The sequence below is a fragment of the Enhydrobacter aerosaccus genome, assembly GCF_900167455.1.
In the GTDB taxonomy this organism is placed as follows: domain Bacteria; phylum Pseudomonadota; class Alphaproteobacteria; order Reyranellales; family Reyranellaceae; genus Reyranella; species Reyranella aerosaccus.
This window is the reverse complement of sequence record NZ_FUWJ01000005.1, coordinates 18,730-39,875: the sequence shown is the minus strand read 5'-3', so window position 1 is coordinate 39,875 and position 21,146 is coordinate 18,730. Positions and strand designations below refer to the sequence as shown.

Here is a 21,146-nt window from a genome sequence, read left to right as displayed (position 1 = left end):
AATCGATGTCGTTTGTCGAGCCGATCGTGTCGGCGCCGCCGCACTCGCCATTTTACACAGCGGAGCACGAAGCCTTCCGCGCCACCGTGCGTCGCTTCGTCGATCGCGAGATCATGCCGTACGTGGATCAGTGGGACGAGGCCGAGGAGTTCCCGCGCGAACTCTACAGGAAAGCATCTGCCGCCGGCCTGATGCAGCTCGGCTTCCCGGAGGAATATGGCGGCGTGCCAACCGATCCCTTCTTCGGGATCATCAAGGCCGAGGAGATGGCCCGGCACGGCAGCGGCGGCCTCAATGCCAGCCTGAACAGTCACACCATTGGCGCGCCACCGATTGCCGCCCTGGGCCCGGAATGGATGAAGCGCAAACTGTTGCCGGAGCTCCTGTTGGGCGAGAAGATCAGTGCGCTTGCTATCACCGAGCCGAGTGGCGGCTCCGACGTCGCCAACCTCAAGACCACGGCGCGGCGCGAGGGCGATCATTACGTCGTCAACGGCTCCAAGATGTTCATCACGTCCGGCGTGCGGGCGGACTACTTCACCGTCGCGGTCCGGACCGGCGGGCCGGGAGCGGCTGGCGTGTCGCTGCTGCTGATCGAGCGCGAGCGCCCGGGCTTTTCGCGCACCAAGCTCAAGAAGATGGGCTGGTGGGCGTCCGATACCGCACAGCTCTTCTTCGACGATGTTCGCGTGCCGGTCGACAACCTGATCGGTCCGGAGAACAAGGGCTTCATCGGCATCATGCTCAACTTCAACCAGGAGCGGTTGGGCATGTCGGCAGGCGCCTACGGCTATGCCAAGCTGTGCCTCGATGAGTCGATCGCCTATGCGCGCGAGCGCCATACCTTTGGCAAGCCGCTGATCGCCAACCAGGTGGTGCGCCATCGTCTGGTCGACATGGCCATGCGCATCAATGCGGTGAAGTCGACGCTCGACCTCTTGGCCTGGCGCGTCGGGCAGGGCGAGAAACCAGTGGCGGAGATCTGCATGCTTAAGAACCTCGCCACCTCGACGATGGAATTCTGCGCCAACGAGGCAATGCAGATTTTCGGCGGCGCCGGCTATTTGCGCGGCGCGAAGGTCGAACGAATCTATCGCGAGACCAAGGTGATGTCGATCGGCGGCGGCTCGGTCGAGATCATGAAGGACCTCGCCGCCCGGCAGATGGGGCTATAGGCGGGGTGGTCCTGGGCCACGTCCCGCGCGAGACGCGGCTTGGTTCGCCTTCTTCATCTCATCCTGAGGAGCGCGAAGCGCGTCTCGAAGGATGGCGCGAGGGCGGTGTTTGAATCCACCCTTCGAGACACATCGCTTCGCGCTGTTCCTCAGGGTGAGGAGGGGACAGGCCAACATGGTTCGCACGGAGGGGTAGCTGCCCTGTCACGACACGACTTCCTGATGAGGGGCGCGGTGCAAGTCTCGATTTGGCGCGGAGTAACCTGCGGGCTTTGATGAGTGCACGCCCGGTCTCTGCCGCGGCACGCAATGTGCGTCACATCGTCGGTGTCATGCCGGTCCGACCGAGGATATTGATTTCCGTGGTCCGGATGACGATAGGAGTAGCGTATGCCCAAGTCACTCACGACCCCCGACGAGCGCATCGCGCTCTTCCAGACCCTGTTTTCCGACGCCATTCCGCATAACAAGGCGCTGGGCCTCAAAGTCCTCGCGGTGGCGCGGGGGCTGGCGTCGATGCAACTCGACTGGCGCGAGGAACTTGTCGGCAATCCGGAGACCGGGGTTCTGGCCGGTGGGCCGCTGACGGCGATGCTCGACGGCTGCTGCGGCATGGCGGTCGCGACCATGCTGAAGGAGCCGATGCCGTTCGCCACGCTCGATCTTCGCATCGACTACGCAAAGCCCGCCGTGCCGGGCAAGCCGGTGATTGCCGAAGCGGAATGCTATCGCATCACGCGGTCGGTGGCGTTCACGCGAGCCTTCGCCCACCAGGGCGATCCCAAGGATCCGGTGGCGGCAGCGGCCGGCACCTTCATGCTGGGCACCAAGGGCAAGGTCACACGCGCCCAGGCGATCGCCAAGGAAGTACTGGGCAAGGAGACGGCGAAATGAGCCGCGGCCTGATGAAGCGCCTGGCCGAAGCGCGCAAGCATCGCGACGTCAGCCAGCTTGCCGACGCGATCCCCTACGCACGCTGGATGCAGATCGCCCCGGAGAGCGGCACCGGGGAACTGCTCACTCGCATGCGCTATCACGAGGCGCTTATCGGCAACACGTTCCTGCCGGCCATCCATGGCGGGACACTGGGGGCGCTGCTCGAGATGGCGGCGATCTTCCATCTCCTGTGGGAGACGGAAGCCGAGACGGTGCCGAAGATCGTCAACATCACCGTCGACTATCTGCGCTCCGCCCGTCCGCTCGATGTCATCGCCTCGGCCAAGGTGACCAAACAGGGCCGGCGCATGGTCAATGTCTTCGCCGAGGCCTGGCAGGACGATCGCTCCAAGCCGGTGGCGACGGCGCAGGCGCATTTCCTCGTCACCTCGGAGGACGAGCCGTCGGCCCTGTGATGGCGGCCCAGTGACGGCAACCCAGTGACGGCGGCCCTCCGACGCGGCGGCCCATCGCGTGGCGGCCCATCGCGCGGCGGCCCGTCGACCCTGCGGCCGGTACGGACGATCGTACCGCCGCCCGTGGCCGCGATGCGGGATGAGTACCGTGCGCATGGGTGGCTTGCATGTCGAGGTGCATGGACTTTGTGTTTCCTTCAAGTAAACACAGGCGATGGACTACGATTCCCTGAGGGGCGAGCACGATAGTGTCGTGCGGGATGGCGTCGCGTTCGAGGCCTATCGGCGGCCGGGCGACCTGATTGATTCCGGCCACCCCCAGATCGTCTCGTACGCGACGGAGATCGCCGGCGCGGGCAGCGATCGCGACAAGGCGTTACGACTCTATTACGCGGTGCGCGACGGCGTGCGCTACGACCCCTACAACACGCCGATGAAGCGCGAGGCCTATCGCGCCAGCACGACGCTGGCGGCAGGGCACGGATATTGCGTCAACAAGGCCGGGTTGATGGCCGCACTGTGCCGCGCTTCGGGCATTCCGGCGCGCGTCGGCTACGCCGATGTGCGCAACCATATGACGACCAAGAGGCTGGCCGAGTTGATGGGAAGCGACGTGTTCTATTACCACGGCTACACCGATGTGTGGCTCGAGGGGCGGTGGGTGAAGGCGACGCCGGCCTTCAATAAGGAACTGACGGACCGATTCGGATTGAAGCCGCTCGATTGGGATGCCGCGTCGGACTCGATCTATCATCCTTTCGACCTGAGCGGGCGGCGGCATATGGAATATCTCGCCTATCGCGGCGTGTTCGCCGATATTCCGTTCGACGAGATCAGGGGCGCCTTCCGGCATTACTATCCGCGGATGGCGCGGCAGCAGGAAGAGATGGCGCTCGGCGGCGACTTCGGCGCCGAGGGTGCAGCGGAGGCCGCGCGCTCTTGAGGATTGTTCCGCGCTCGGCCGCTTATGCGGCCCTTCTGGTTGCGCTTGGCAGTTTCGGCCCGCTTACCATGAGCATCTATTCACCGGTCATGCCGGCGGTTGGCCACGACCTGCAGGCGTCGCCCGAGAGTGTGAAACTCACACTCACGACCTTCATGCTGGGCTTTGCCGTGGGCCAGCTGTTCTACGGTCCGTTGAGCGATCGCTATGGCCGGCGACCCGTCCTCATGGGCGGCCTGCTGTTCTTCACGGTCACGACCTTCGGCTGCTCGCTCGCGCCGACCATCGGCGGGCTGATCGGTCTGCGGTTGCTGCAGGGGCTTGGCGCTGCCTCGGGAACGGTGCTTGGCCGGGCGCTGACGCGCGATGCCTACACCTTCCAGGAAATGCCGCTGATCATGAGCTGGATCGCGCTCGGCATGAACATCGCGCCGACCATCTCGCCCAGCCTGGGTGGGTTCCTGGGCGAGGCGTTCGGCTGGTACGCGACCTTCTGGGTGGTCGGAGGCTTCAGCGCCATCCTGCTGGTCGTCGTCGCTGTCGGGCTTGGTGAGACCAACAAGTTCAGGAGCGACAGTATCGCTCTCGGTAGATTGCTCGGCGGCTCGGGCACCATGCTGCGGGACCCACGGTTCCTGGGATATGTGCTGACCCTGGGCTTCGCCTTCGCCATCAATTTCGGCATGTTGGCGGGAGCGCCCTTCATCCTGCAGGACCGTCTCGGTTTTTCGCCCCGCGAGTTCGGCCTGATCGTGCTGCTGAATGTTGCGGGCTATGCGTCGGGCAACTTTGCCAACAACCGGCTCGTCGGGCGTGTGTCCTCCGAACGCCTTCTGGCCTGGGCCGGCTGGTTCCACATAGCGGCCCTGGCCGTGATGGCCATCCTGTCCCTGTCCGGCATCCTCGAATGGTGGGCGATCACGGGCCCCTACATGGTTCTGAGTTTCGGCTCTGGCATGATCTCGCCCAACAGCAGCGCCGGTGCCGTTGGGCTCTATCCCAAGCTCGCCGGTACAGCTTCTTCATGGGTCGGACTTGCCCAGATGGGCATGGGCGCGCTGGGCACCATCGTGGTCGCCCTGCTGACCTCGCTCGGCAGTCGGTACGTGGCGATGCCACTCGTGATCGGGCTGATGCCGTTTGCCGTCGCGACCGTATTGAGCGCGCGCTTGTTGCGCCGTAGATCGCCGGTCGCCAATGTGGATCCGTGAACGAACATAGGGAGAAGAGAATGCCCAACATGCTGAAGGACAAGGTCGTACTGATCACCGGCGCCGGCGGCGGCATTGGCCGTGAGATGGCACTGCTGGCGGCCAAAGAGGGTGCCAGCGTCGTGGTCAACGATCTGGGCGGCGCCGTCGATGGCGAAGGCTCGGGCAGCGCCACGCCGGCGCAGAAGGTTTGTGACGAGATCGCCGCGGCCGGCGGCAAGGCCGTGCCCAATGCGGACAGTGTCACCGATCCGGCCGGCGCCGAGCGCATGATCAAGACGGCAGTCGAGAACTTCGGCAAGATCGATGGCGTGATCAACAATGCGGGCATCCTGCGTGACCGCATCTTCCATCGCATGAGCCACATGGACTGGAAGATGGTGATCGACGTGCATCTCAACGGTGCATTCAATGTGAGCCGCGCCGCCGCCAACCATTTCAAGGAGCAGAAGTCGGGTGCCTTCGTGCACTTCACCTCGACCTCCGGTCTGGTCGGCAACTTCGGGCAGGCCAATTATTCGGCAGCCAAGATGGGCATCATCGGCCTGTCGCGCTCGATCGCGCTCGACATGGCGGCGTTCAATGTGCGCTCCAACTGCATCTCACCCTTCGCCTGGACGCGCATGATCGGCACCATTCCCGCCGATACCGATGCGCAGAAGGCGCGCCTCGAACGCTCGAAGCGGATGACGCCGGCCAAGGTCGCGCCGATGGCGGTGTTCCTGCTGTCGGATGCGGCGCACGAGGCCGGCATCACCTCGCAGATCTTCGGCGTGCGCATGAACGAGATCATGCTGTTCAACGCCAACCGCCCGGTGCGCTCCGTGCACAATTCCGAGGGCTGGACGCTGGAAGCGATTGCCGAGCAGGCAGTGCCGTCGATGAAGCCGTTCTTCACCGACCTCAAGCGCTCGCCCGAGTATTTCACCTGGGATCCGATCTGATCGGAGCAACAGTCAAACCGGGAGGCGGTCGCCACGCCGCTTCCCGGAGTCGTTTTGGGAGTACCTATCGATGACCGACAGCCGCAAGAACGAACCGAAAATCGATGCCGACGAGATCCTGGGCGGGATCGTCGAATGGGTTTCGATCGAGAGCCCCAGCCATGACGGCAAGGCGGTCAACAAGGTCGTCGACCATGTGGAAGGCCAGTTCCGCGATCTGGGACTGAAGATCGACCGGACGCCCGGCATCGACGGCTTCGGCGACATTCTCGAATGCCGGACCCCGACGGAATGGAGTCAGGGTGATGGCAAGGGCATCCTGGTCGTGGCTCATCTCGACACCGTTCATCCCATCGGCATGATCGAGAAGGAGCTGAAAATCCGGCGTGAGGGCGACAGCATCTACGGGCCCGGCATCTACGACATGAAGGCGGGCGGCTACATCGCCTACTACGCGCTGCGGCACTTGGTGCGGCAGGGCAAGAAGACTAGGCTGCCGGTGACGTTCCTGTTCATCCCCGAGGAGGAGGTCGGCAGCCCGACCTCGCGCACCCGCATCGAGGAAGCAGCGCGCGGTCACAAATACGCGCTGGTGATGGAGCCGGGACGCGACGGCGACAAGGTCGTGACGTCGCGCAAGGGCGTTGGACGCTTCACGCTAACCGTGAAGGGCCGAGCGAGCCATGCCGGCGTCCGTCACGAGGACGGACGCAGTGCGATCCTCGAGATGGCGCGCCAGATCCTGCGCATCGAAGCCAAGACGGATTACGCGCGCGGCATCACCTGCAACGTCGGGCTGGTGAAGGGCGGTACGGGCGTGAACGTCGTGTCGGCCGAATGCACCGCCGACGTCGATCTGCGCGTGCCCAGCCCGGAACTGGCGGAAGAGATGACGCACTGGTTCCTCAACCTCGAACCGATCGGCAAGGATGTTGAACTCATTGTGGAGGGCGGCATGAACCGGCCGCCCTACCAGAAGGATGCGGGCATCACCGACCTGTTCGGCAAGGCGCAGGCGATCTACCGCGAGATCGGCAAGGAACTGAACGATGTGCCGCTCACCGGCGGCGGCAGCGACGGCAACTTCACCGCCGCGCTGGGGATCCCGACGCTCGACGGGCTGGGCGCCGACGGCAAGGGCGCGCACGCCGCCAACGAGCAGATCTACTATTCGTCCCTGGTGCCACGGACCTATCTCTGCTCGCGGCTGCTGGAGACGCTGGAATAGGGCGGAAGGCGGCAAGTGGCTGGAGAGATTCGGCCTCGGCCCGATCCCTCCGTCGCTCGCGCGGCTGTGAATTCCGGACTAGTAGGCGGCGGTGAAGCGCTTGCGGATGTGACGCGGATTTTCAATCTCGTCGAGAATGGCGATCGCGAAATCCTCGCGGCTGATACGGCTCTCTCCCTTGTCATCCTCGATCAGATGGTCGAGGCCCAGCCTGAATTGGCCTGTCCGTTCGCCGGGCTGGATCGACGCAGCCGGCGAGATCGCCGTCCAGTCGAGGTCGTCGGCCTTGCGGATGACGTCGAAGGCCAAGGCGGCTGGCTTCGATGTCGGCGGCTGGATGCCTTTCTCGGCCATGTGCTCGAAATGCGTACGGCCATCCTTGCGCAGCAGGCTGCCGGCTCCGATCACGAACAGGCAGCGCTTTATCCCCGACCGGCGGATCGCCTCGAGTACCGCGCCGATGTCGTTCTCGTTCCATTTGACCGAGACGATGGCGGCGTCATGTCCTGCGAAGACCTTCGCCGCGTGGCCGACATCGCCGATGTCCATGGCCTCGACAGTCATCCCGGCGCGAGCCGGAAGCCTCGAGGGGGTGCGCGTCGTGGCCGTAACCTGGTGGCCGCGCTGCAGCGCTTCCTCCACGATCCGGCTGCCAATGGCGCCGGTGGCGCCCACCACAACGAGGTTCAAGGCTGGGTCCTCTTCAGCAGATCGCGGACGGCCGCCACCGTATCCGCCGGCGCTTCCTGCGGGACGTTATGGCCGATGTCGGGAAGCAGGCGGCGCTCGTAGCCGCCTGTGAACCTCGGCGCATGATGGTCGGTCCGCGGGACCGGTCCCACACCATCGGCCTCGCCATGGAGGTTGATCGTCGGAACCTGGATGGGAGGCTGTTGCGCGAGCCTTGTCTCGATATCGGCCACGGCCGGATCGCCAGGCGCATAGCCATAGCGGTGGCGGTAAGACTGGATCACGACGTCGACGAAGTCGGGATTGTCGAATGACAACGCGCTTCGCTCGAAAGTGGCCTCGTCGAACCGCCAGTTCGGCGACCACAGCTGCCAAAGAAGCTTGCAGATGTCGCGGCGATTTTCAGTCAGGCCGGCGCGGCCGCGTTCGGTATGGAAGTAGTACTGGTACCAGAGGCGGTGCTCGTGCGCCGCCGAGGCCGGCTTCGACGACGCGGCAATGTCTTGGATGTTGTAGCCGGTGCAGGTCACCAGAGCTCGTACCCGATCGGGCCACAGGGCTGCGACGATGCAGGCGGCGCGGCCGCCCCAGTCGTAGCCCATCAAGGTCGCTCGCTTGATGTCGAGCTTGTTCATGAGCTGCAGCAGGTCGTGGCCCAGCGCTGCCTGCTCGCCGGAGCGTGGCGTGCCGGATGAGAGGAAGCGCGTCGGGCCGTAGCCACGCAGGTAGGGGACGATAACGCGACAACCGTCGGCGGCGAGGGGCGGCGCAACCTGATCGAAACAACGGGGATCATACGGGAAGCCATGCAGCAGAATTACGGGCAGGCCCTCTGCGGGCCCATGGGCCTCGCAGGCAATGTCGAGCTGGTCCGTGCGGACGATCAGGGAATCCATGCGGCAAGCTTAGCGAAGCGGCGTTGCGTTGACAGCCCTGATTGCTGCCCTCACGCTCCTCGGTCAGGAGGAAACACAGTCAGTGCCGATCAAGGTCAGCGAGCTTCTTGCGCTGGACGTGGTGCAGCGTCTGCGCGCCAAGTCGAACGTCATGGGGGCGCTTCTGGTCCTGCACGCCTGGGCTTTGATCCTGGGCAGCATGGCGCTGTTCGCTTGGTGGCCCAGTCCTTTTACCTTCTTGCTGGCCGTGATGGTGATTGGCTGCCGTCAGCTTGGTCTTGCGATCCTCATGCACGATGCGGCGCACGGGCTGCTGTTCGCCAATCGCCGTATGAATGATTGGGTCGGTTCGCGGCTCTGTGCCTTTCCCGTCTTCACCAGCCTCGATCTTTATCGGCCCTACCACCTGAAGCATCATCGCTTCACCCAGCAGGCCGACGATCCCGACCTTGGCCTATCTGCGCCATTTCCCATCAGCGGACAGAGCCTGCGACGCAAGATCGTCCGCGATCTGTCGGGTCAGACCGCCTATCAGCGTCGCGGCGAGCAGATCCGACGCGCCTTGGGCAACCGCGAGCTGTCGACAGCCCGGAGGCTCGCCAATCTATGGCGGGCCGAACGCGGGCCCTTCGTCGTCAACCTGCTGCTGCTCGGTGGGCTGTCCCTGGCCGGATACTGGTGGCTCTATCCCGTGCTCTGGCTGTTGCCGTTGGCGACCTGGTACCAGCTCGTCAGCCGCATCCGGAACATCGCCGAGCATGCGGTCGTGCCCGACAACGACGATCCCTTGCGCAATACCCGAACGACGCTGATCAATCCGCTGGAGCGCCTGTTCATCGCGCCCTACTGGGTGAACTATCACCTCGAACATCATCTCTTCATGTTCGTGCCGTGTTGGCGGCTGCCGCAGGCGCATCGCGCCATGGTCGCGGCTGGCTGGCGCGAGCAGATGGAAGTCCAGCGCGGCTACCGGTCCGTCCTCCAGCGCGCAGCTGCCCGGCAGCACGGCGATGACCGGGGTGAGGGGCCACGGCCGTCCGTGCAGCATATCTGAGGGTATGGCCTCGTCGTAACCGGAAGCGAAAAAGGCGGCCCGTCAGGACCGCCTTTCGACTGGGAAGTCTGTAATCACTTCGCCGGGCAGGGATGGATATTCATCTCCGGGCCGAGATCATACGGCGGCGGCGCGTCGCTCAGGGTCTTCACCTTCGGGTCGAGCGACCATTCCAGGGCGCGCAGGCTGCGCGAGCAGAATTCCTTGTCCACCGGCGCGCGCTGCGCCATGCGGTTGGAGAACTCGGTGACCAGCACGTCGACGTTGAAGCGCTTGCGCCGCGAAACGTCCGTAAGTGATCGGGCATTGTTACTCAAATCGGCGCTGAACTTGTTGACGAAGTTTCCGTACAGCGAGTCGAAGGCGCGCGTGCCATTCGGGTTCTGGCACTGCAGCGTTGCCACCACGAGCTCCTGCTGGAGCATGCGCGCACGAACAATCGCGAGATCCGCATCGGTGTAGCAAATGGCCTGCAGGCCCTTGCTGGCGGGCGGCGGAGCCGTGCTGGCCGCCTGATAGTCCGGAGCCGGCGGCTTTTTCGCCGGAGCGGCGGTATCCGCGCCCCCAAGCGTGCAGGCGCCCAGCGCCAGGCCGCCTGCTACCAGAACTGCCACCTGCTTAACCTTGCTGATCATCCACACACTCCCAACACATTGGCCGGAACGGGTCAGCGGGTACAACAGTTAGCAGGCCGTTTCAAACGCAAATACCGCACAGGGGGAAAAGTCCCCGTTACCGGAGAGCCCTGGTCAAGGCTTTGTCAAAAATCTCGAGGCCAAGGTCGATCTCCCCACTCTCGATCGTGAGCGGCGGCGCAATGCGGAAAATGCCGAAGCCGCCCCTGACAACGCTCGTCATCATGCCCAGGGAGAGGCACTCCTGGGCGACACGCTGGGCCAGTTCCGGGTCTGGCGCCCGGCTGCGCCGGTCCTTGACGATGTCGACGCCGAGAAGGAGGCCCCGGCCCCGCACATCGCCGATGCATTCGTGACGCTGTTGCAGCGCGAAAAGACCCGACTTGAGCTGCTGGCCCAATTCGGCGGCGCGGCTCGTGAGGCGCTCGCGCAGGATAATGTCGATGACTTTCAACCCGACGGCGGCGGGCAGGGGATCGGAGGCATGGGTCGTATAGAAGAGGTAACCGCGCTCGGCGGCCACGTCCTCGATCTCCGGCGTCGTCAGCATCGCTGCCAAGGGCAGACCGGCGCCCAGCGTCTTCGACAAGGTGAGATAGTCGGGGACGACTCCATCGCGTTCGCACGCGAATAGGTTCCCGGTTCGGCCGAGACCGGTCTGGGCCTCGTCGAAGATAAGCTGCATCCTGCGAGCGCGGCACTCGGCGGCCAGGGCGGCCATATAGCCCTCCGGCGGCTCGAGGACGCCGCCTGAGCTCAGAATGGGTTCCACGATGCAGGCGGCCAGGGCCCCGGTGGATTGCCGGTCGATCAGGTCGAACCCGAAGGCAAGCTCGCTCTTCCAGTCGTAGGTGCCGCGCTCGTCGATGAAGCGCGAGCGGTAAGTGTCGGGCGCCGGCAGGACGAGAGCGCCGGGAAGGGCGGGGCCATAGCCGCGCCGGCTCGAGGAGTAGGTAGCGGATGCCGCGCCCCCCGTCACGCCGTGCCAGGATCGACTCATGGCCACGATCTCGTGTCGGCCGGTCACCAGCTTGGCCATGCGCAACGCCGCTTCGTTCGACTCTCCGCCGGTGGAGACCAGCAACACGCGGTCGAGGTGACCCGGTGAGATCTCGGCGAGGAGGGCGGCGAGATCGACGACCGGGCGCGACAGGATCGACGAGTAGAGATGGTCCAGCTCGCCCAGGGAGCGTCTGGCTACTTCGACAATCTCGGGGTGACTGTGGCCGAGAATGGCGCTCATCTGGCCGGAGGTGAAATCCAGAATGCGCCGGCCGTCGGCGTCGGTGAACCAGTTCCCCGCTGCGCGCTCCGCGATCAGCGGCGCGAAGCTGCCGCCGTAGCGGACCAGATGCGCCCGGGCCTTGGCCCAGAATTGGGGATCCTGATTCCGGCTCATGTCGCTTCCAGTGCCGCCCGCACCAGCGGCAGTCGGTCGTTGCCGAAGAACATCGACGATCCGACGAACAGGGTCGGGCTACCGAAGCCGCCGCGTGCGATCAACTCGTCGGTATTGGATCGAAGGCGGTCCTTGCAGGATTGGCTTTCCACGGCAGCAAAGAAACGCTGCCGCTCCAAACCAGCCTGGGTGGCGATATCGGCCAGCACCTCTTCCTTGGAGAGATCGCGATCCGCGCCCCAGTAGGCCTCGAATGCTGCCTTGGCGTAAGGCACCAGCTTGCCTTCATCGAGGGCAAGAAAGGCGCCGCGCATGCACTTGACGCTGTTGACCGGGAAGACGCGGGGCGGAAACACGATACTCAGCCCGTAGAGCCGAGCCCAGTCGCCGAGGTCTTTCAGCATATAGGCCTGCTTCAGCGGATTGGGCTTGGCTCGCGATTCGTAGACGCTTTGATTGACGGTATTGAACACACCGCCGACCAGGATTGGCTTCCACGCAATTTCCGCGAGGAGTTCGGCCGCCAGGGGCTGGATGGCGTGAAAAGCGAGATAGGTCCATGGGGAGGAGCAGTCGAAGTAGAAATCGATTTGGCGCGCCATTTCGTCCCTTTGCCGCTGGTTGGCCTTGTCGTTGCCACAAGCCGAGCGTACTTTTCAAATCCATGACGGTACCGGCTGACAAGCCCAAAAAGATTGCCATCGTGGTCCATCGGGAACATTCCCGGCCCGGTCGGGTCGGCGCCCTCCTCGAGAAGCGCGGCTACGAACTCCATCGCCTCTGCCCAAATCTCGGCTGCCGGCTGCCGGAAGACATGTCGGATTATGCCGGCGTGGTGATCTTCGGCGGACCGATGTCGGCCAACGACTGCGGCACCCTGGCCGGTATCAAGTGCGAACTCGAGTGGATCCCCAAAGTCGTCGAGGCAGGTGTGCCCTTTCTCGGCCTATGTCTCGGGGCCCAGCTCCTGACGCGGGCGGCCGGCGGCCGCGTGGCGCCACATCCGCAAGGCCTGGTCGAGATCGGTTATGTCGATATCCATCCGACCGAGACCGGCCGCGCATGGTTCCGCGCGCCGATGAAGGTCTATCAATGGCACCGCGAGGGCATGACATTGCCGGCGTGCTGTGAGGTTCTGGCGACCAACGACCGGTATCCCGTCCAGGCGTTTCGTCATGGTCCGAATGCCTTCGGCTTTCAGTTCCATCCGGAAGTGACGCTGGAGATGAAGCGAATCTGGACGCTGAGCGCCGCCGAGCGGTTGAAGATGCCGGGGGCACAGCAGAGGGGTGTGCATCTCTCCATGCATCCCCTGTACGACCCGCCGCTCGATCGCTGGATCAACGGCTTCCTCGACCGGTGGCTTGCCACCGATCAGCGGGGCGCCAAGCCTATCGCCGCCAACGATATGTCGGCCGAAGAGCCGATCGAGGCCGCCTTCCGGCTCGCCGCCGAATAACCGATCGCCCGACACGACCGCCATGGCTCGCGGCTGGCAGCTAGGCTAGGGTCCCGCCAGCAGGAGGGCGGGCATGGGCGCTTTGATCTTCGTCGTGGCGTTTGTCGTCGTGGCGGTTGTGCTGGTCTTTGCCGGCGTGAAGACGGTGGGCCAGGGCACCAACTGGACGATCGAACGCTTCGGCCGGTACACGCGGACCCTGCCGCCCGGCCTGCATCTCATCGTGCCGTTCATCGATACGGTGGGCCGCAAGATGAACATGCAGGAGAATGTCCTCGACATTCCGGCCCAGAAGGTCATCACCAAGGACAATGCCACGGTGCAGGTCGATGCGGTCGCGTTCTACCAGGTCATTGACGCCGCACGTGCAGCGTACGAGGTCCAGAACCTCCATCTTGCCATCACCAATTTGGCGTTGACCAACATCAGGAGCGTGATGGGTAACATGGCGCTCGACGAGGTCCTGTCCAAGCGCAACGAGATCAACAACACACTGCTCGCGGTCATCGATCAGGCGACCAATCCCTGGGGCATCAAGGTGCTGCGGATCGAGCTCAAGGATATCGCGCCGCCCGACGACATCGTAGTGGCCATGGGCCGCCAGATGAAAGCCGAGCGCGAAAAGCGCGCCGCGATCCTCGAAGCCGAGGGCGTGCGCGAATCGAGCATCCAGCGGGCTCAGGGCGAGAAGCAGTCGGCCATCCTGATCGCCGAAGGTCGGCGGGAAGCGGCCTTCCGCGAGGCCGAAGCGCGGGAACGTCTGGCCGAGGCCGAGGCGAAGGCCACTGCATCGGTGGCGCAGGCCATTGCCGGCAATGGCGCCCAGGCGATCAACTATTTCCTCGGCACCAAGTACGTCGAGGCACTGGCCAAGATGGGTGCATCCAACAATGCCAAGATGTTCTTTCTGCCGGTCGAGGCGGCGGGCGTGATGGCTTCCCTTGCCGGTATTGCCGAACTGGCCAAGGAAGCCCAAGCGAGGGCGGCCGAGAGTGCGGCCCGCCCCCGCGGCTCGGTGCCGCCCTCCGGCTGAGCGACCATGACGATCGAATTCTGGTATTGGTGGGCCTTGGCGGCCGTGCTTCTCGTGTTCGAGATGTTGCTGCCGGGCGTGGTCTTTCTCTTCCTGGCCATTGGTGCCGGCGGCGCCGGTCTGCTGCTTCTTGTTGCGTCGGGCGCCGGCCTCGAACTGCAACTCTTCGTTTTTGCCGTGCTGTCGGTTGCTTCGGCAGTCCTCCTGCGGCGGTCGCTGCGGCGACTTCAGGGCCGTTCTGACGAGCCCCATATCAATGCGCGCGGCGCGGCCCTCATCGGGAAAACCTTCTTCCTCGATCAGCCGATTCTCGGCGGTCGAGGCCGCGCCACCTTGGCCGATGGAAGCTGGATCGTCGTCGGCCCCGACATGGCGGCCGGATCCAGGGTTCGTGTCGTCGGGATCAACGGCACCGAACTCAAGGTAGAGCCGGCGCCGTGACCTTTTGCCTGTAATGCGGATTTCGACCTAACCAGCCTTGCTAGTCGGCCGGAACGACCACGGTCGGTGGCGGCGGAGGAGGCGTTGCGACGACGGCAGTCGGTGCCGGCTGCGGATGTTCGACGACAGTCCGTTCGGAGCGGACGGTACAGGCAGCCGCGAAGCCACAGATAATCAAAGCCATAGCGGCGGTTTTTCTCATCGGTGTCTCCTGTGAAGCTCGGTTACCTCAACGGCCAAGGACCTCCGCGGTTGCGGCAAGGTGCGCCCGCCCTGCAGACAGGCTTGCCATATAGTTAACCGACAGGTTAACTTATCACCTGCAAGGAGATTGAAGGAGATGACGCATGAGGTTCTCCTATGGCTGGGTAGTTGTCGGCGCGGGCGCGCTGATGGGGTGCGTCGCTATCGGCGCCTTGTTCTCGCTGGCGGTGTTCCTGCAGCCGATGACGGAAGCGACAGGGTGGTCACGCACTGGCGTATCGAGCGCGATGACGCTCGATTTCCTGACCATGGGTGTTGCCGCATTCGGATGGGGCGCTCTCACCGATCGTTTCGGACCGCGCATCGTTGTGCTGTCGGGAGCGGTGCTGCTGGGGCTCGGACTGGTGATAGCCAGCCGTGCGACCAGCCTGCTCGAGTTCCAACTGGTCTATGGCATCATTGTCGGGGCGGCCGCTGGCGCCATCTTTGCGCCGATGATTGCCACGGTCACCGGCTGGTTCGAGAAGCATCGCAGCCTCGCGGTGTCGCTCGTGTCGGCCGGGATGGGCGTCGCACCGATGACGATCTCGCCCTTCGCGCGCTGGCTCATCTCGGCCTATGACTGGCGCACGGCACAGATCGTGATCGGCGTCTTCGCCTGGCTGCTCCTCGTGCCTACCGCGATGCTCGTGCGGCGGCCACCCTCGCTTTCGGGAGAGGGGGCAATGCAAGCCGGTGCAGCAGGCTCCGGCAAATCCGACATGACGGTCCGGCAAGCGTTGCGCTCGCCTCAGTTCATCGTTCTGGCGCTGACCTTCTTCTGCTGCTGCGCCACTCACTCCGGGCCGATCTTCCACACCGTGAGCTATGCCATTGCCTGCGGTCTGGCGCCGATGGCGGCGGTGACGATCTACAGTGCCGAAGGTCTTGCCGGCCTTGTCGGTCGCATCGTGTTCGGATTGGCGGGCGACAGGTTTGGCGCGAAGCCGGTCGTGGTCGCGGGACTTCTGATCCAGGCCCTGGCGGCGGGCGGCTACTTCTTCACCCGCCAGCTCGATGAGTTCTATACCGTCGCCGTCGTCTTCGGGATGGCCTACGGCGGAGTGATGCCGCTCTATGCCGTGATTGCGCGCGAATATTTTCCCATGCGCATCATGGGCACCGTGTTTGGCGCAGCGGCCATGATTTCAAGCCTGGGAATGGCGCTGGGGCCTGCCGTGGGCGGCTGGATCTATGACAGCTACGGCAGCTACGGTTGGCTCTATATCGGATCCTTCGGGATCGGTCTGGGGGCGGCGGCGATTGCCTTGACCTTCCCGCCGCTGCCCTCCCGCTCCCGGCCATCGCTCCAGCCGGCTTGAGAAATGCGACAGTCAGGCCTTCTCGACCTGACCGCCGGCGTCGACCCAGGCCTTGAAGCCACCGAGATTGCGGACGTTGGCGTACCCCATGTCCTTCAGGGTCTTGCCGACAAGAGCAGCGCGACCGCCGGAGGCGCAATAAGTGACAATTCTCTTGGCGCGATCGAACGCGGCATCGTGCAACGGAGAGGCTGGGTCGGCGCGGAACTCGACCAGGCCCCGGGGAATGGCAAGAGCGCCGGGAACCTTGCCGGATGCCGCCACTTCTCCGGGCTCGCGAACATCGAGAAACACCACATCCGAACGACCGATCAGCCCCTTCGCCTCGTCCGGACTGATTGCCGGCACGGCAGCATTCGCTTCCGCGACCATCGCCTGAACTGTCTTCATCGACTGCCTCCCGTTAACTGCCGCCGCAATATGGGGCGGCAGGTCCATCATTGGCAGAATGCGGGATATTTCAAGCGACGGCGGTCGGTCTGATCATCCGCCGATGAGCGCCTTCTCCATCATGCAGTGCACGCCCTTGTTGCCGTCGACGGTCTGGGTGATGTGCAGGTCGCCCTTCAGGCTGCAGAGCATGTAGGCGTCCTCGGGCTTCAGGCCCGTCTTGGCCGTGATCAGGCGGATCATGTCGCGCAGCGCTTCCTTGGCGGCGTCGTCGAGATCGGTGTCGAAGCCGTGCGTGATCCAGTGCGTGGCCGTTTCCGCGCGCGGATTATTGAGCTTCATGTCCTTGCGGACGGTGAAGCGGAAGGTACCGCTCAAGCTGGTCTCGAGGGCGGTGAGATTGACCTCGCCGTCGCCTTGCACACCATGACCATCCCCGGTCGAGAAGAGGGCTCCAGGTGCGAAGACCGGGAAGTAGACTGTCGTCCCGACATTGAAGTGCTTGTTGTCGATGTTGCCGCCAAAGGCGCGCGGCTCGACCGAACTGCACTGGCCCCATTCCGGCGGCGGGGCGACGCCCATGATGCCAAAGAAGGGCTTGAGCTCGATCTCGGTGCCCCAGGGCATGGTGCAGACGCCGCGGTTCGAATCGATCGGAATGTGCGTGAGACGGTAGAACTGGAAATCTTCGGGCAGTGTCCCCATCAACGGCCGCTGCACGTTCCAGCCCCAATTGGTGCGGAATTTAATGTCGAGTACCTCGACGGCCAGGACATCGCCGCGCTCGGCACCTTCGACGTGAACCGGGCCCGTCAGGATATGGCGCCCCAGATGCGGCTTCAGCTTGCCTAGGATCTCGCGATGTTCCGGCAGCACGTTCATCGGCGGTTGCGGCAGGATCTCCGCGGCACCGGAAACGCAATGAATGGTGGCGATATCGCCGGACTTGAGGCTGAGCGACGGCTTGAGCTGGCTGTCGAAATAGCCCCAGTGGCAGGTCTCGGGCGAGGAATGAAGCTCGTGCGTGGCCATGACGGTCCCCCTTCTTTCGCTCCGGTTTGAAGCACGATCCATGCCCCGCAACCATCTGAATCTGACAGACATGGGGCGCTGCGGCTAAACTGGCCGGGACATGCGTCGTTCGTTCGCCTTTCTGCTGGCCGCCGGCATCATTCTTTCCGCGCGATGCGGCTTCGCCCAAACGTTGGTCGCGCCTGACGAAATCGTGATCTACGTCCATTCGGCCGTAACGAACGCGGACTTCGTCGAAGGACTCGTCTGCGAACTCGGCCGCGTACTCGTTCCCAAGGTGCGTGCGGCGGAGATCGACATGCGTTTCACACAGGCAGATCTCGCCACTCCCAGCCAGCTCCGAGTAGAGACCGTCGGTCCCGCCTTCGACCAGGCCACGGCGGCGGATCGTGGCAATGCCTTTCGATATCTGATCTTGCCCTACGACCTGAAGGCGACCGGCTTGAATTACGTCTTCTCCAATACCTTCCTGGACGGAACGGGCGTCGGTGTCGTGTCGATCATCCGCTTGATGCCGCGTGATGCCGGTTTGTCGCGCAAACGGGTTTCCGATGTTACCGGCGATCGGCTCTACAAGCTGATGCTGAAATCGATCGCCGTATTGGCAGGGTTGAGGACGGATGGCTGCATCATGAAATTCCCACGGACCTTGCAGGAGCTCGATGACAAGGCTGCGGAGTTCTGCCCGCCCGATCGCGCTGCCCTGGTGGCGGCCGGTCTTCTCAAGGACAGGCCCTTCGGCGCCTGCAACACTGTCGCCATGGCGGCCCGATGAACTATCGCCACGGCTATCACGCCGGAAACTTCGCCGATGTCTTGAAGCACGTCGCGCTGGTCGAACTCGTTCGGCTTCTCACGGCCAAGGGCAAGAAGCTCTTTGTGCTCGACACGCATGCCGGCGCGGGGGGCTACGATCTGAGCGACGGCTTCGCGACGCGTACCGGCGAAGCCGAACTGGGCGTCCTTCGCCTCGAGACGGCAGCCCGGGCCGGAATGCCGGCTGCGGTCGCGCGCTATCTGGCTGCGGTCTCGGCCTATGATCGAAAGTTCGGGTCGTCCGGCCCTCGCCTCCGGCACTATCCCGGTTCGCCGCGGCTGATCCGGGCGGCTTTGCAGCCAGGCGATCGTCTTGTCGCTTGTGAACTCCATCCCCAGGATGGCTTGGCGTTGAAGCGCGAGTTCGCCGGTGATCGTGCCGTCGAGATTCGCCAGGCCGATGGCTATCACGCCTTGAAGGCCCTATTGCCACCGCCGGAGCGGCGGGGACTGGTTCTGATCGATCCACCGTTCGAAGTGCCGGATGAATTCGAGCGCCTGCTTCGCGGGCTTCGACAGGGGCTGCGGCGCTTCGCGACGGGCTGTTATGCGATCTGGTATCCGATCAAGGATGACGCCGCGAAGGACTTCATCGCTGGGCTCACCGATCTCAAGTTGGTTACGCTCGAACTGAACCTCGGGCCTACGATCGAGTCGGGAAAGCTGTCGGCATGCGGACTGGCCGTCGTCAATCCGCCGTGGAAGTTCGAAGAGGCGATGCGGGAGGCTTTGCCCTGGATTGCTTCTCACCTCGGACCGGACGTCAGGCCGACGATTCGCGTTTGGCCAGCCACTTCGCCGGTTCCGGCGCCATCAGCATGATGGCAAAGGCGATGAAGCAGAGAAAGGCGCCGCCCAGGATCGCGCCTTTGTAAGAGCCGAAAAAATCATAGGCATAACCGGCAGCAGGCGAGCCGAAGAGGGCGCCAATACCCACGCCGCTGTAGAGGGCGCCGATGATCGCTCCCAAGGAGCGACCGCCGAAATAGTCCGCGGCCAGCGACGGCGCAATGGCGACGAACCCGCCATAAAAGGCGCCGAAAAGGAGCGAGAAAATCACCAGCATTGATGCGTTCGTGGAGAACGACCAGAAGATGGACATCGATCCCGCGCCCAACAGCATCGTGGCAAAGGAAAGCCGACGTCCGAGCCAGGGCGTGATCGCGGCGAACAGGAACCGGCCGACGGTGCTGCCGACGCCCAGCAAGGTGATCAGGATGACACCGAACCCCGTGCTCAAGCCAAGGTCTCGAGCGTAAGGCACGAGATGGACGAACGGAACGAACAGGCCAAACGACATCAGGAGCGCACTGGCATAGACCGCCCAGAACGGGCCGGTGCGGGCGGCATCAGACAAGACGATGCCCCCCGCTGGCCTATGTCTCATTCCCGCCGTCGGCGGATCGCCATCGGGAGCGAGGTCGTAGAGATGCGGATCGGGCCGCACCAGAAGGCCGGAGACGATGGCGCCGACGGCCGTTATACCGGCGAGGACGAGATAAGTCTGACGCCAGCCGATGAACGCGATCAATTCGTGTGCCAGTGGCGCGCCGATCAGGGTGCCGACGCCGATGCCGGCCACGGCGATGCCGCTCGCCGTGCCGCGGCGGCGGACGAACCAGCGCTGGACGGCTGCCACGCTCGGCACGTAGGAAAAGCCGACTCCGACGCCAACGCCAAGCCCGTAGCCGAGATAAACCTGCCACAGCGAGTGTGCCCCGGCCGCGGCCACGAGCCCCAGCGCGACGACCAGCAGCCCTCCAATGACAACGGGCCTCGGTCCAACTCGATCGCCGATCAAGCCGGCCGGCAAACCCAGGAAGAAGTAAAGAAAGGCCGAAATCGAGAAGACCAATGAGGTCTCGCCGCGCTGTGCCCCGAATTCTGCTTCAAGCGAACTGAAAAAAGCGGCGAACGAATAGACGATCGCGAATCCAGTCGACATGCAGAGGAAGGCGCCGGCCACGACCCACCAGCCGGCGAAAATGCGGGTTCGGGTCACTTCCTGTCCCGAGCCTTCCTCTTGTCGGCGGGCTTCCAGCCCCAGAGTTTGTAAGCCGCCTCGGCGATGCGGGGATCGAGCGTGTTCTCCGTGATCTTCACGCCTTGCCCGATAGCGTCGGCCACGATCGCGAGACAGGCGAGCCGCGCCTGCCGCTTGTTGTCGCTGGCGATGACATGCCACGGTGCGTAATCCGTATCGGTCTTGTCGAGCATGTCCTTGTAAGCTTCCAGATACTGCTTGCGTTTGGCGATGTTGCGGAAATCCTCGACACCCAACTTGTGTCTCTTATGGGGTTTGTCGAGCCGCTCGATCATGCGGTGTTTCTGTTCCTCCTCGCTGACATGAAAGAGGAGCTTGACGATACGCACGCCATCGTCAGTGAGTTGGCGTTCGAATTCGTTGATCTCGCGGTAGGCGCGTTTCCAGGCGGCCGGATCGCAAAGGCCCTCAATGCGTTCGACCAGCACACGACCATACCAGGTACGGTCGAAGATCGACCAGTTGCCAGGGGCCGGGAGCCTTTCCCAGAAGCGCCAAAGATAGTGGCGTCCCTGCTCGGTGGGAGTCGGCGCCCCGATGCGCCAGACATGGGTCGAACGCGGCTCCAGGCCGAAAATCAGCCGCTGGATCGCTCCTCCCTTGCCGGCCGCATCCCAACCGTCGATGCCGATGATGACCCGCCCACCCGTCCGCATGTGGTGGACCTGGAGGTCGAGGAGCCTGTTCTGGAGTTTCTTGAGCTTTCGTTCGTAGGTTTCCTCGTCGACCGGATGCTCGTTCATCTCCAGCCGGTCGAGGATCGGCCATTTGCCCATCTGCGCCTCCGGGCCGGATGGTGCCAGTGCATCGGCGGCGGCGCAATTCGCGTATGCCGATTG

Annotated in this window: 23 protein-coding genes; 14 read left to right on the top strand and 9 right to left on the bottom strand. The window is 64.0% G+C overall.

What is annotated here, in order from left to right:
• Window positions 1-5 precede the first annotated feature (5 nt).
• The 7 genes from B5D62_RS18890 to B5D62_RS18860 all read left to right on the top strand — a co-directional run bounded on the left by B5D62_RS18890 (window position 6) and on the right by B5D62_RS18860 (window position 6,853).
• On the top strand, window positions 6-1,175 hold the full coding sequence (locus tag B5D62_RS18890; protein ID WP_085935495.1) for an acyl-CoA dehydrogenase family protein: 1,170 nt from the start codon (window positions 6-8) through the stop codon (window positions 1,173-1,175).
• 390 nt (window positions 1,176-1,565) lie between these two features.
• Complete coding sequence (locus tag B5D62_RS18885; protein WP_085935494.1) at window positions 1,566-2,069, top strand: PaaI family thioesterase; 504 nt, start codon at window positions 1,566-1,568, stop codon at window positions 2,067-2,069.
• Entirely contained in the window at window positions 2,066-2,527 is a 462-nt protein-coding gene (locus B5D62_RS18880) for a PaaI family thioesterase (RefSeq protein WP_085935493.1), read from the top strand. The genes B5D62_RS18885 and B5D62_RS18880 overlap by 4 nt, the downstream gene beginning before the upstream one ends.
• A 214-nt stretch (window positions 2,528-2,741) precedes the next feature.
• Entirely contained in the window at window positions 2,742-3,470 is a 729-nt protein-coding gene (locus tag B5D62_RS18875; RefSeq protein ID WP_085935492.1) for a transglutaminase-like domain-containing protein, read from the top strand.
• Complete coding sequence (locus tag B5D62_RS18870; RefSeq protein WP_085935491.1) at window positions 3,467-4,681, top strand: multidrug effflux MFS transporter; 1,215 nt, start codon at window positions 3,467-3,469, stop codon at window positions 4,679-4,681. The genes B5D62_RS18875 and B5D62_RS18870 overlap by 4 nt, the downstream gene beginning before the upstream one ends.
• Before the next feature lie 20 nt (window positions 4,682-4,701).
• Window positions 4,702-5,625 carry an SDR family NAD(P)-dependent oxidoreductase gene (locus B5D62_RS18865; protein ID WP_139373966.1) on the top strand — a complete coding sequence of 308 codons (924 nt, stop codon included), beginning with the start codon at window positions 4,702-4,704 and terminating at the stop codon, window positions 5,623-5,625.
• Between the two features lie 70 nt (window positions 5,626-5,695).
• A complete protein-coding gene (locus B5D62_RS18860; RefSeq protein WP_085935490.1) occupies window positions 5,696-6,853 on the top strand; it encodes a M20 family metallopeptidase in 1,158 nt (385 codons plus the stop codon).
• A 78-nt stretch (window positions 6,854-6,931) separates the two neighbouring features.
• Here the strand turns inward: B5D62_RS18860 and B5D62_RS18855 are convergent, their stop codons facing one another.
• Together B5D62_RS18855 and B5D62_RS18850 are read right to left on the bottom strand one after the other, a co-directional pair.
• Window positions 6,932-7,543 (bottom strand): NAD(P)-dependent oxidoreductase, encoded by a 612-nt coding sequence (locus B5D62_RS18855; protein WP_085935489.1) that lies wholly within the window; start codon window positions 7,541-7,543, stop codon window positions 6,932-6,934.
• Window positions 7,540-8,439, bottom strand: a complete 900-nt coding sequence (locus tag B5D62_RS18850; protein ID WP_085935488.1) for an alpha/beta fold hydrolase — start codon at window positions 8,437-8,439, stop codon at window positions 7,540-7,542. The genes B5D62_RS18855 and B5D62_RS18850 overlap by 4 nt, the downstream gene beginning before the upstream one ends.
• An 82-nt stretch (window positions 8,440-8,521) precedes the next feature.
• Between B5D62_RS18850 and B5D62_RS18845 the strand changes: the two genes are divergently transcribed.
• Window positions 8,522-9,493: a fatty acid desaturase family protein gene (locus B5D62_RS18845; protein ID WP_218191146.1), complete on the top strand. Its 972-nt coding sequence runs from the start codon at window positions 8,522-8,524 to the stop codon at window positions 9,491-9,493.
• Window positions 9,494-9,567: 74 nt separating this feature from the next.
• Here the strand turns inward: B5D62_RS18845 and B5D62_RS18840 are convergent, their stop codons facing one another.
• From B5D62_RS18840 to B5D62_RS18830, 3 genes are all read right to left on the bottom strand, one after another.
• On the bottom strand, window positions 9,568-10,128 hold the full coding sequence (locus B5D62_RS18840; protein ID WP_085935487.1) for a hypothetical protein: 561 nt from the start codon (window positions 10,126-10,128) through the stop codon (window positions 9,568-9,570).
• Between the two features lie 97 nt (window positions 10,129-10,225).
• Window positions 10,226-11,527 carry an aspartate aminotransferase family protein gene (locus B5D62_RS18835; RefSeq protein WP_085935486.1) on the bottom strand — a complete coding sequence of 434 codons (1,302 nt, stop codon included), beginning with the start codon at window positions 11,525-11,527 and terminating at the stop codon, window positions 10,226-10,228.
• Window positions 11,524-12,129, bottom strand: a complete 606-nt coding sequence (locus B5D62_RS18830; RefSeq protein ID WP_085935485.1) for a 2-hydroxychromene-2-carboxylate isomerase — start codon at window positions 12,127-12,129, stop codon at window positions 11,524-11,526. The genes B5D62_RS18835 and B5D62_RS18830 overlap by 4 nt, the downstream gene beginning before the upstream one ends.
• A 62-nt stretch (window positions 12,130-12,191) precedes the next feature.
• Here B5D62_RS18830 and B5D62_RS18825 point away from each other — a divergent pair, with 62 nt between their 5' ends.
• The 4 genes from B5D62_RS18825 (at window position 12,192) to B5D62_RS18810 (ending at window position 16,025) form a co-directional block, all read left to right on the top strand.
• On the top strand, window positions 12,192-12,986 hold the full coding sequence (locus B5D62_RS18825) for a glutamine amidotransferase-related protein (RefSeq protein ID WP_085935484.1): 795 nt from the start codon (window positions 12,192-12,194) through the stop codon (window positions 12,984-12,986).
• Window positions 12,987-13,059: 73 nt separating this feature from the next.
• On the top strand, window positions 13,060-14,019 hold the full coding sequence (locus B5D62_RS18820; protein ID WP_085935483.1) for an SPFH domain-containing protein: 960 nt from the start codon (window positions 13,060-13,062) through the stop codon (window positions 14,017-14,019).
• Between the two features lie 6 nt (window positions 14,020-14,025).
• Window positions 14,026-14,460 carry an NfeD family protein gene (locus tag B5D62_RS18815; protein ID WP_085935482.1) on the top strand — a complete coding sequence of 145 codons (435 nt, stop codon included), beginning with the start codon at window positions 14,026-14,028 and terminating at the stop codon, window positions 14,458-14,460.
• Between the two features lie 347 nt (window positions 14,461-14,807).
• Window positions 14,808-16,025, top strand: a complete 1,218-nt coding sequence (locus tag B5D62_RS18810) for an MFS transporter (protein WP_085935481.1) — start codon at window positions 14,808-14,810, stop codon at window positions 16,023-16,025.
• Window positions 16,026-16,037: 12 nt separating this feature from the next.
• Here B5D62_RS18810 and B5D62_RS18805 read toward each other — a convergent pair whose 3' ends face one another.
• Window positions 16,038-16,415 (bottom strand): rhodanese-like domain-containing protein, encoded by a 378-nt coding sequence (locus B5D62_RS18805; RefSeq protein WP_085935480.1) that lies wholly within the window; start codon window positions 16,413-16,415, stop codon window positions 16,038-16,040.
• Window positions 16,416-16,508: 93 nt separating this feature from the next.
• Window positions 16,509-17,447, bottom strand: a complete 939-nt coding sequence (locus B5D62_RS18800) for an acetamidase/formamidase family protein (RefSeq protein WP_085935479.1) — start codon at window positions 17,445-17,447, stop codon at window positions 16,509-16,511.
• Between the two features lie 100 nt (window positions 17,448-17,547).
• Between B5D62_RS18800 and B5D62_RS18795 the strand changes: the two genes are divergently transcribed.
• Together B5D62_RS18795 and B5D62_RS18790 are read left to right on the top strand one after the other, a co-directional pair.
• On the top strand, window positions 17,548-18,222 hold the full coding sequence (locus B5D62_RS18795; protein WP_085935478.1) for a hypothetical protein: 675 nt from the start codon (window positions 17,548-17,550) through the stop codon (window positions 18,220-18,222).
• Window positions 18,219-19,085, top strand: a complete 867-nt coding sequence (locus tag B5D62_RS18790; protein WP_085935477.1) for a 23S rRNA (adenine(2030)-N(6))-methyltransferase RlmJ — start codon at window positions 18,219-18,221, stop codon at window positions 19,083-19,085. The genes B5D62_RS18795 and B5D62_RS18790 overlap by 4 nt, the downstream gene beginning before the upstream one ends.
• On the opposite strand, the gene B5D62_RS18785 is transcribed toward B5D62_RS18790, so the two are convergent.
• Window positions 19,027-20,265, bottom strand: a complete 1,239-nt coding sequence (locus B5D62_RS18785; protein ID WP_139373965.1) for an MFS transporter — start codon at window positions 20,263-20,265, stop codon at window positions 19,027-19,029. The two genes, B5D62_RS18790 and B5D62_RS18785, sit on opposite strands and share 59 nt — an antisense overlap.
• On the bottom strand, window positions 20,262-21,083 hold the full coding sequence (locus B5D62_RS18780; protein WP_139373964.1) for a polyphosphate kinase 2 family protein: 822 nt from the start codon (window positions 21,081-21,083) through the stop codon (window positions 20,262-20,264). Before B5D62_RS18780 ends, B5D62_RS18785 begins: the two co-directional genes overlap by 4 nt.
• Between the last annotated feature and the right edge of the window lie 63 nt (window positions 21,084-21,146).

What these genes read in the sequence shown, in the direction of transcription:
- B5D62_RS18890 (WP_085935495.1), top strand. Translation starts at nt 6, where the DNA reads ATGTCGTTTGTCGAGCCGATCGTGTCGGCGCCGCCGCACTCGCCATTT.
- B5D62_RS18885 (WP_085935494.1), top strand. Translation starts at nt 1,566, where the DNA reads ATGCCCAAGTCACTCACGACCCCCGACGAGCGCATCGCGCTCTTCCAG.
- B5D62_RS18880 (WP_085935493.1), top strand. Translation starts at nt 2,066, where the DNA reads ATGAGCCGCGGCCTGATGAAGCGCCTGGCCGAAGCGCGCAAGCATCGC.
- B5D62_RS18875 (WP_085935492.1), top strand. Translation starts at nt 2,742, where the DNA reads ATGGACTACGATTCCCTGAGGGGCGAGCACGATAGTGTCGTGCGGGAT.
- B5D62_RS18865 (WP_139373966.1), top strand. Translation starts at nt 4,702, where the DNA reads ATGCCCAACATGCTGAAGGACAAGGTCGTACTGATCACCGGCGCCGGC.
- B5D62_RS18860 (WP_085935490.1), top strand. Translation starts at nt 5,696, where the DNA reads ATGACCGACAGCCGCAAGAACGAACCGAAAATCGATGCCGACGAGATC.
- B5D62_RS18850 (WP_085935488.1), bottom strand. Translation starts at nt 8,439, where the DNA reads ATGGATTCCCTGATCGTCCGCACGGACCAGCTCGACATTGCCTGCGAG.
- B5D62_RS18840 (WP_085935487.1), bottom strand. Translation starts at nt 10,128, where the DNA reads ATGATCAGCAAGGTTAAGCAGGTGGCAGTTCTGGTAGCAGGCGGCCTG.
- B5D62_RS18835 (WP_085935486.1), bottom strand. Translation starts at nt 11,527, where the DNA reads ATGAGCCGGAATCAGGATCCCCAATTCTGGGCCAAGGCCCGGGCGCAT.
- B5D62_RS18830 (WP_085935485.1), bottom strand. Translation starts at nt 12,129, where the DNA reads ATGGCGCGCCAAATCGATTTCTACTTCGACTGCTCCTCCCCATGGACC.
- B5D62_RS18825 (WP_085935484.1), top strand. Translation starts at nt 12,192, where the DNA reads ATGACGGTACCGGCTGACAAGCCCAAAAAGATTGCCATCGTGGTCCAT.
- B5D62_RS18820 (WP_085935483.1), top strand. Translation starts at nt 13,060, where the DNA reads ATGGGCGCTTTGATCTTCGTCGTGGCGTTTGTCGTCGTGGCGGTTGTG.
- B5D62_RS18815 (WP_085935482.1), top strand. Translation starts at nt 14,026, where the DNA reads ATGACGATCGAATTCTGGTATTGGTGGGCCTTGGCGGCCGTGCTTCTC.
- B5D62_RS18810 (WP_085935481.1), top strand. Translation starts at nt 14,808, where the DNA reads ATGAGGTTCTCCTATGGCTGGGTAGTTGTCGGCGCGGGCGCGCTGATG.
- B5D62_RS18805 (WP_085935480.1), bottom strand. Translation starts at nt 16,415, where the DNA reads ATGAAGACAGTTCAGGCGATGGTCGCGGAAGCGAATGCTGCCGTGCCG.
- B5D62_RS18800 (WP_085935479.1), bottom strand. Translation starts at nt 17,447, where the DNA reads ATGGCCACGCACGAGCTTCATTCCTCGCCCGAGACCTGCCACTGGGGC.
- B5D62_RS18795 (WP_085935478.1), top strand. Translation starts at nt 17,548, where the DNA reads ATGCGTCGTTCGTTCGCCTTTCTGCTGGCCGCCGGCATCATTCTTTCC.
- B5D62_RS18790 (WP_085935477.1), top strand. Translation starts at nt 18,219, where the DNA reads ATGAACTATCGCCACGGCTATCACGCCGGAAACTTCGCCGATGTCTTG.
- B5D62_RS18780 (WP_139373964.1), bottom strand. Translation starts at nt 21,083, where the DNA reads ATGGGCAAATGGCCGATCCTCGACCGGCTGGAGATGAACGAGCATCCG.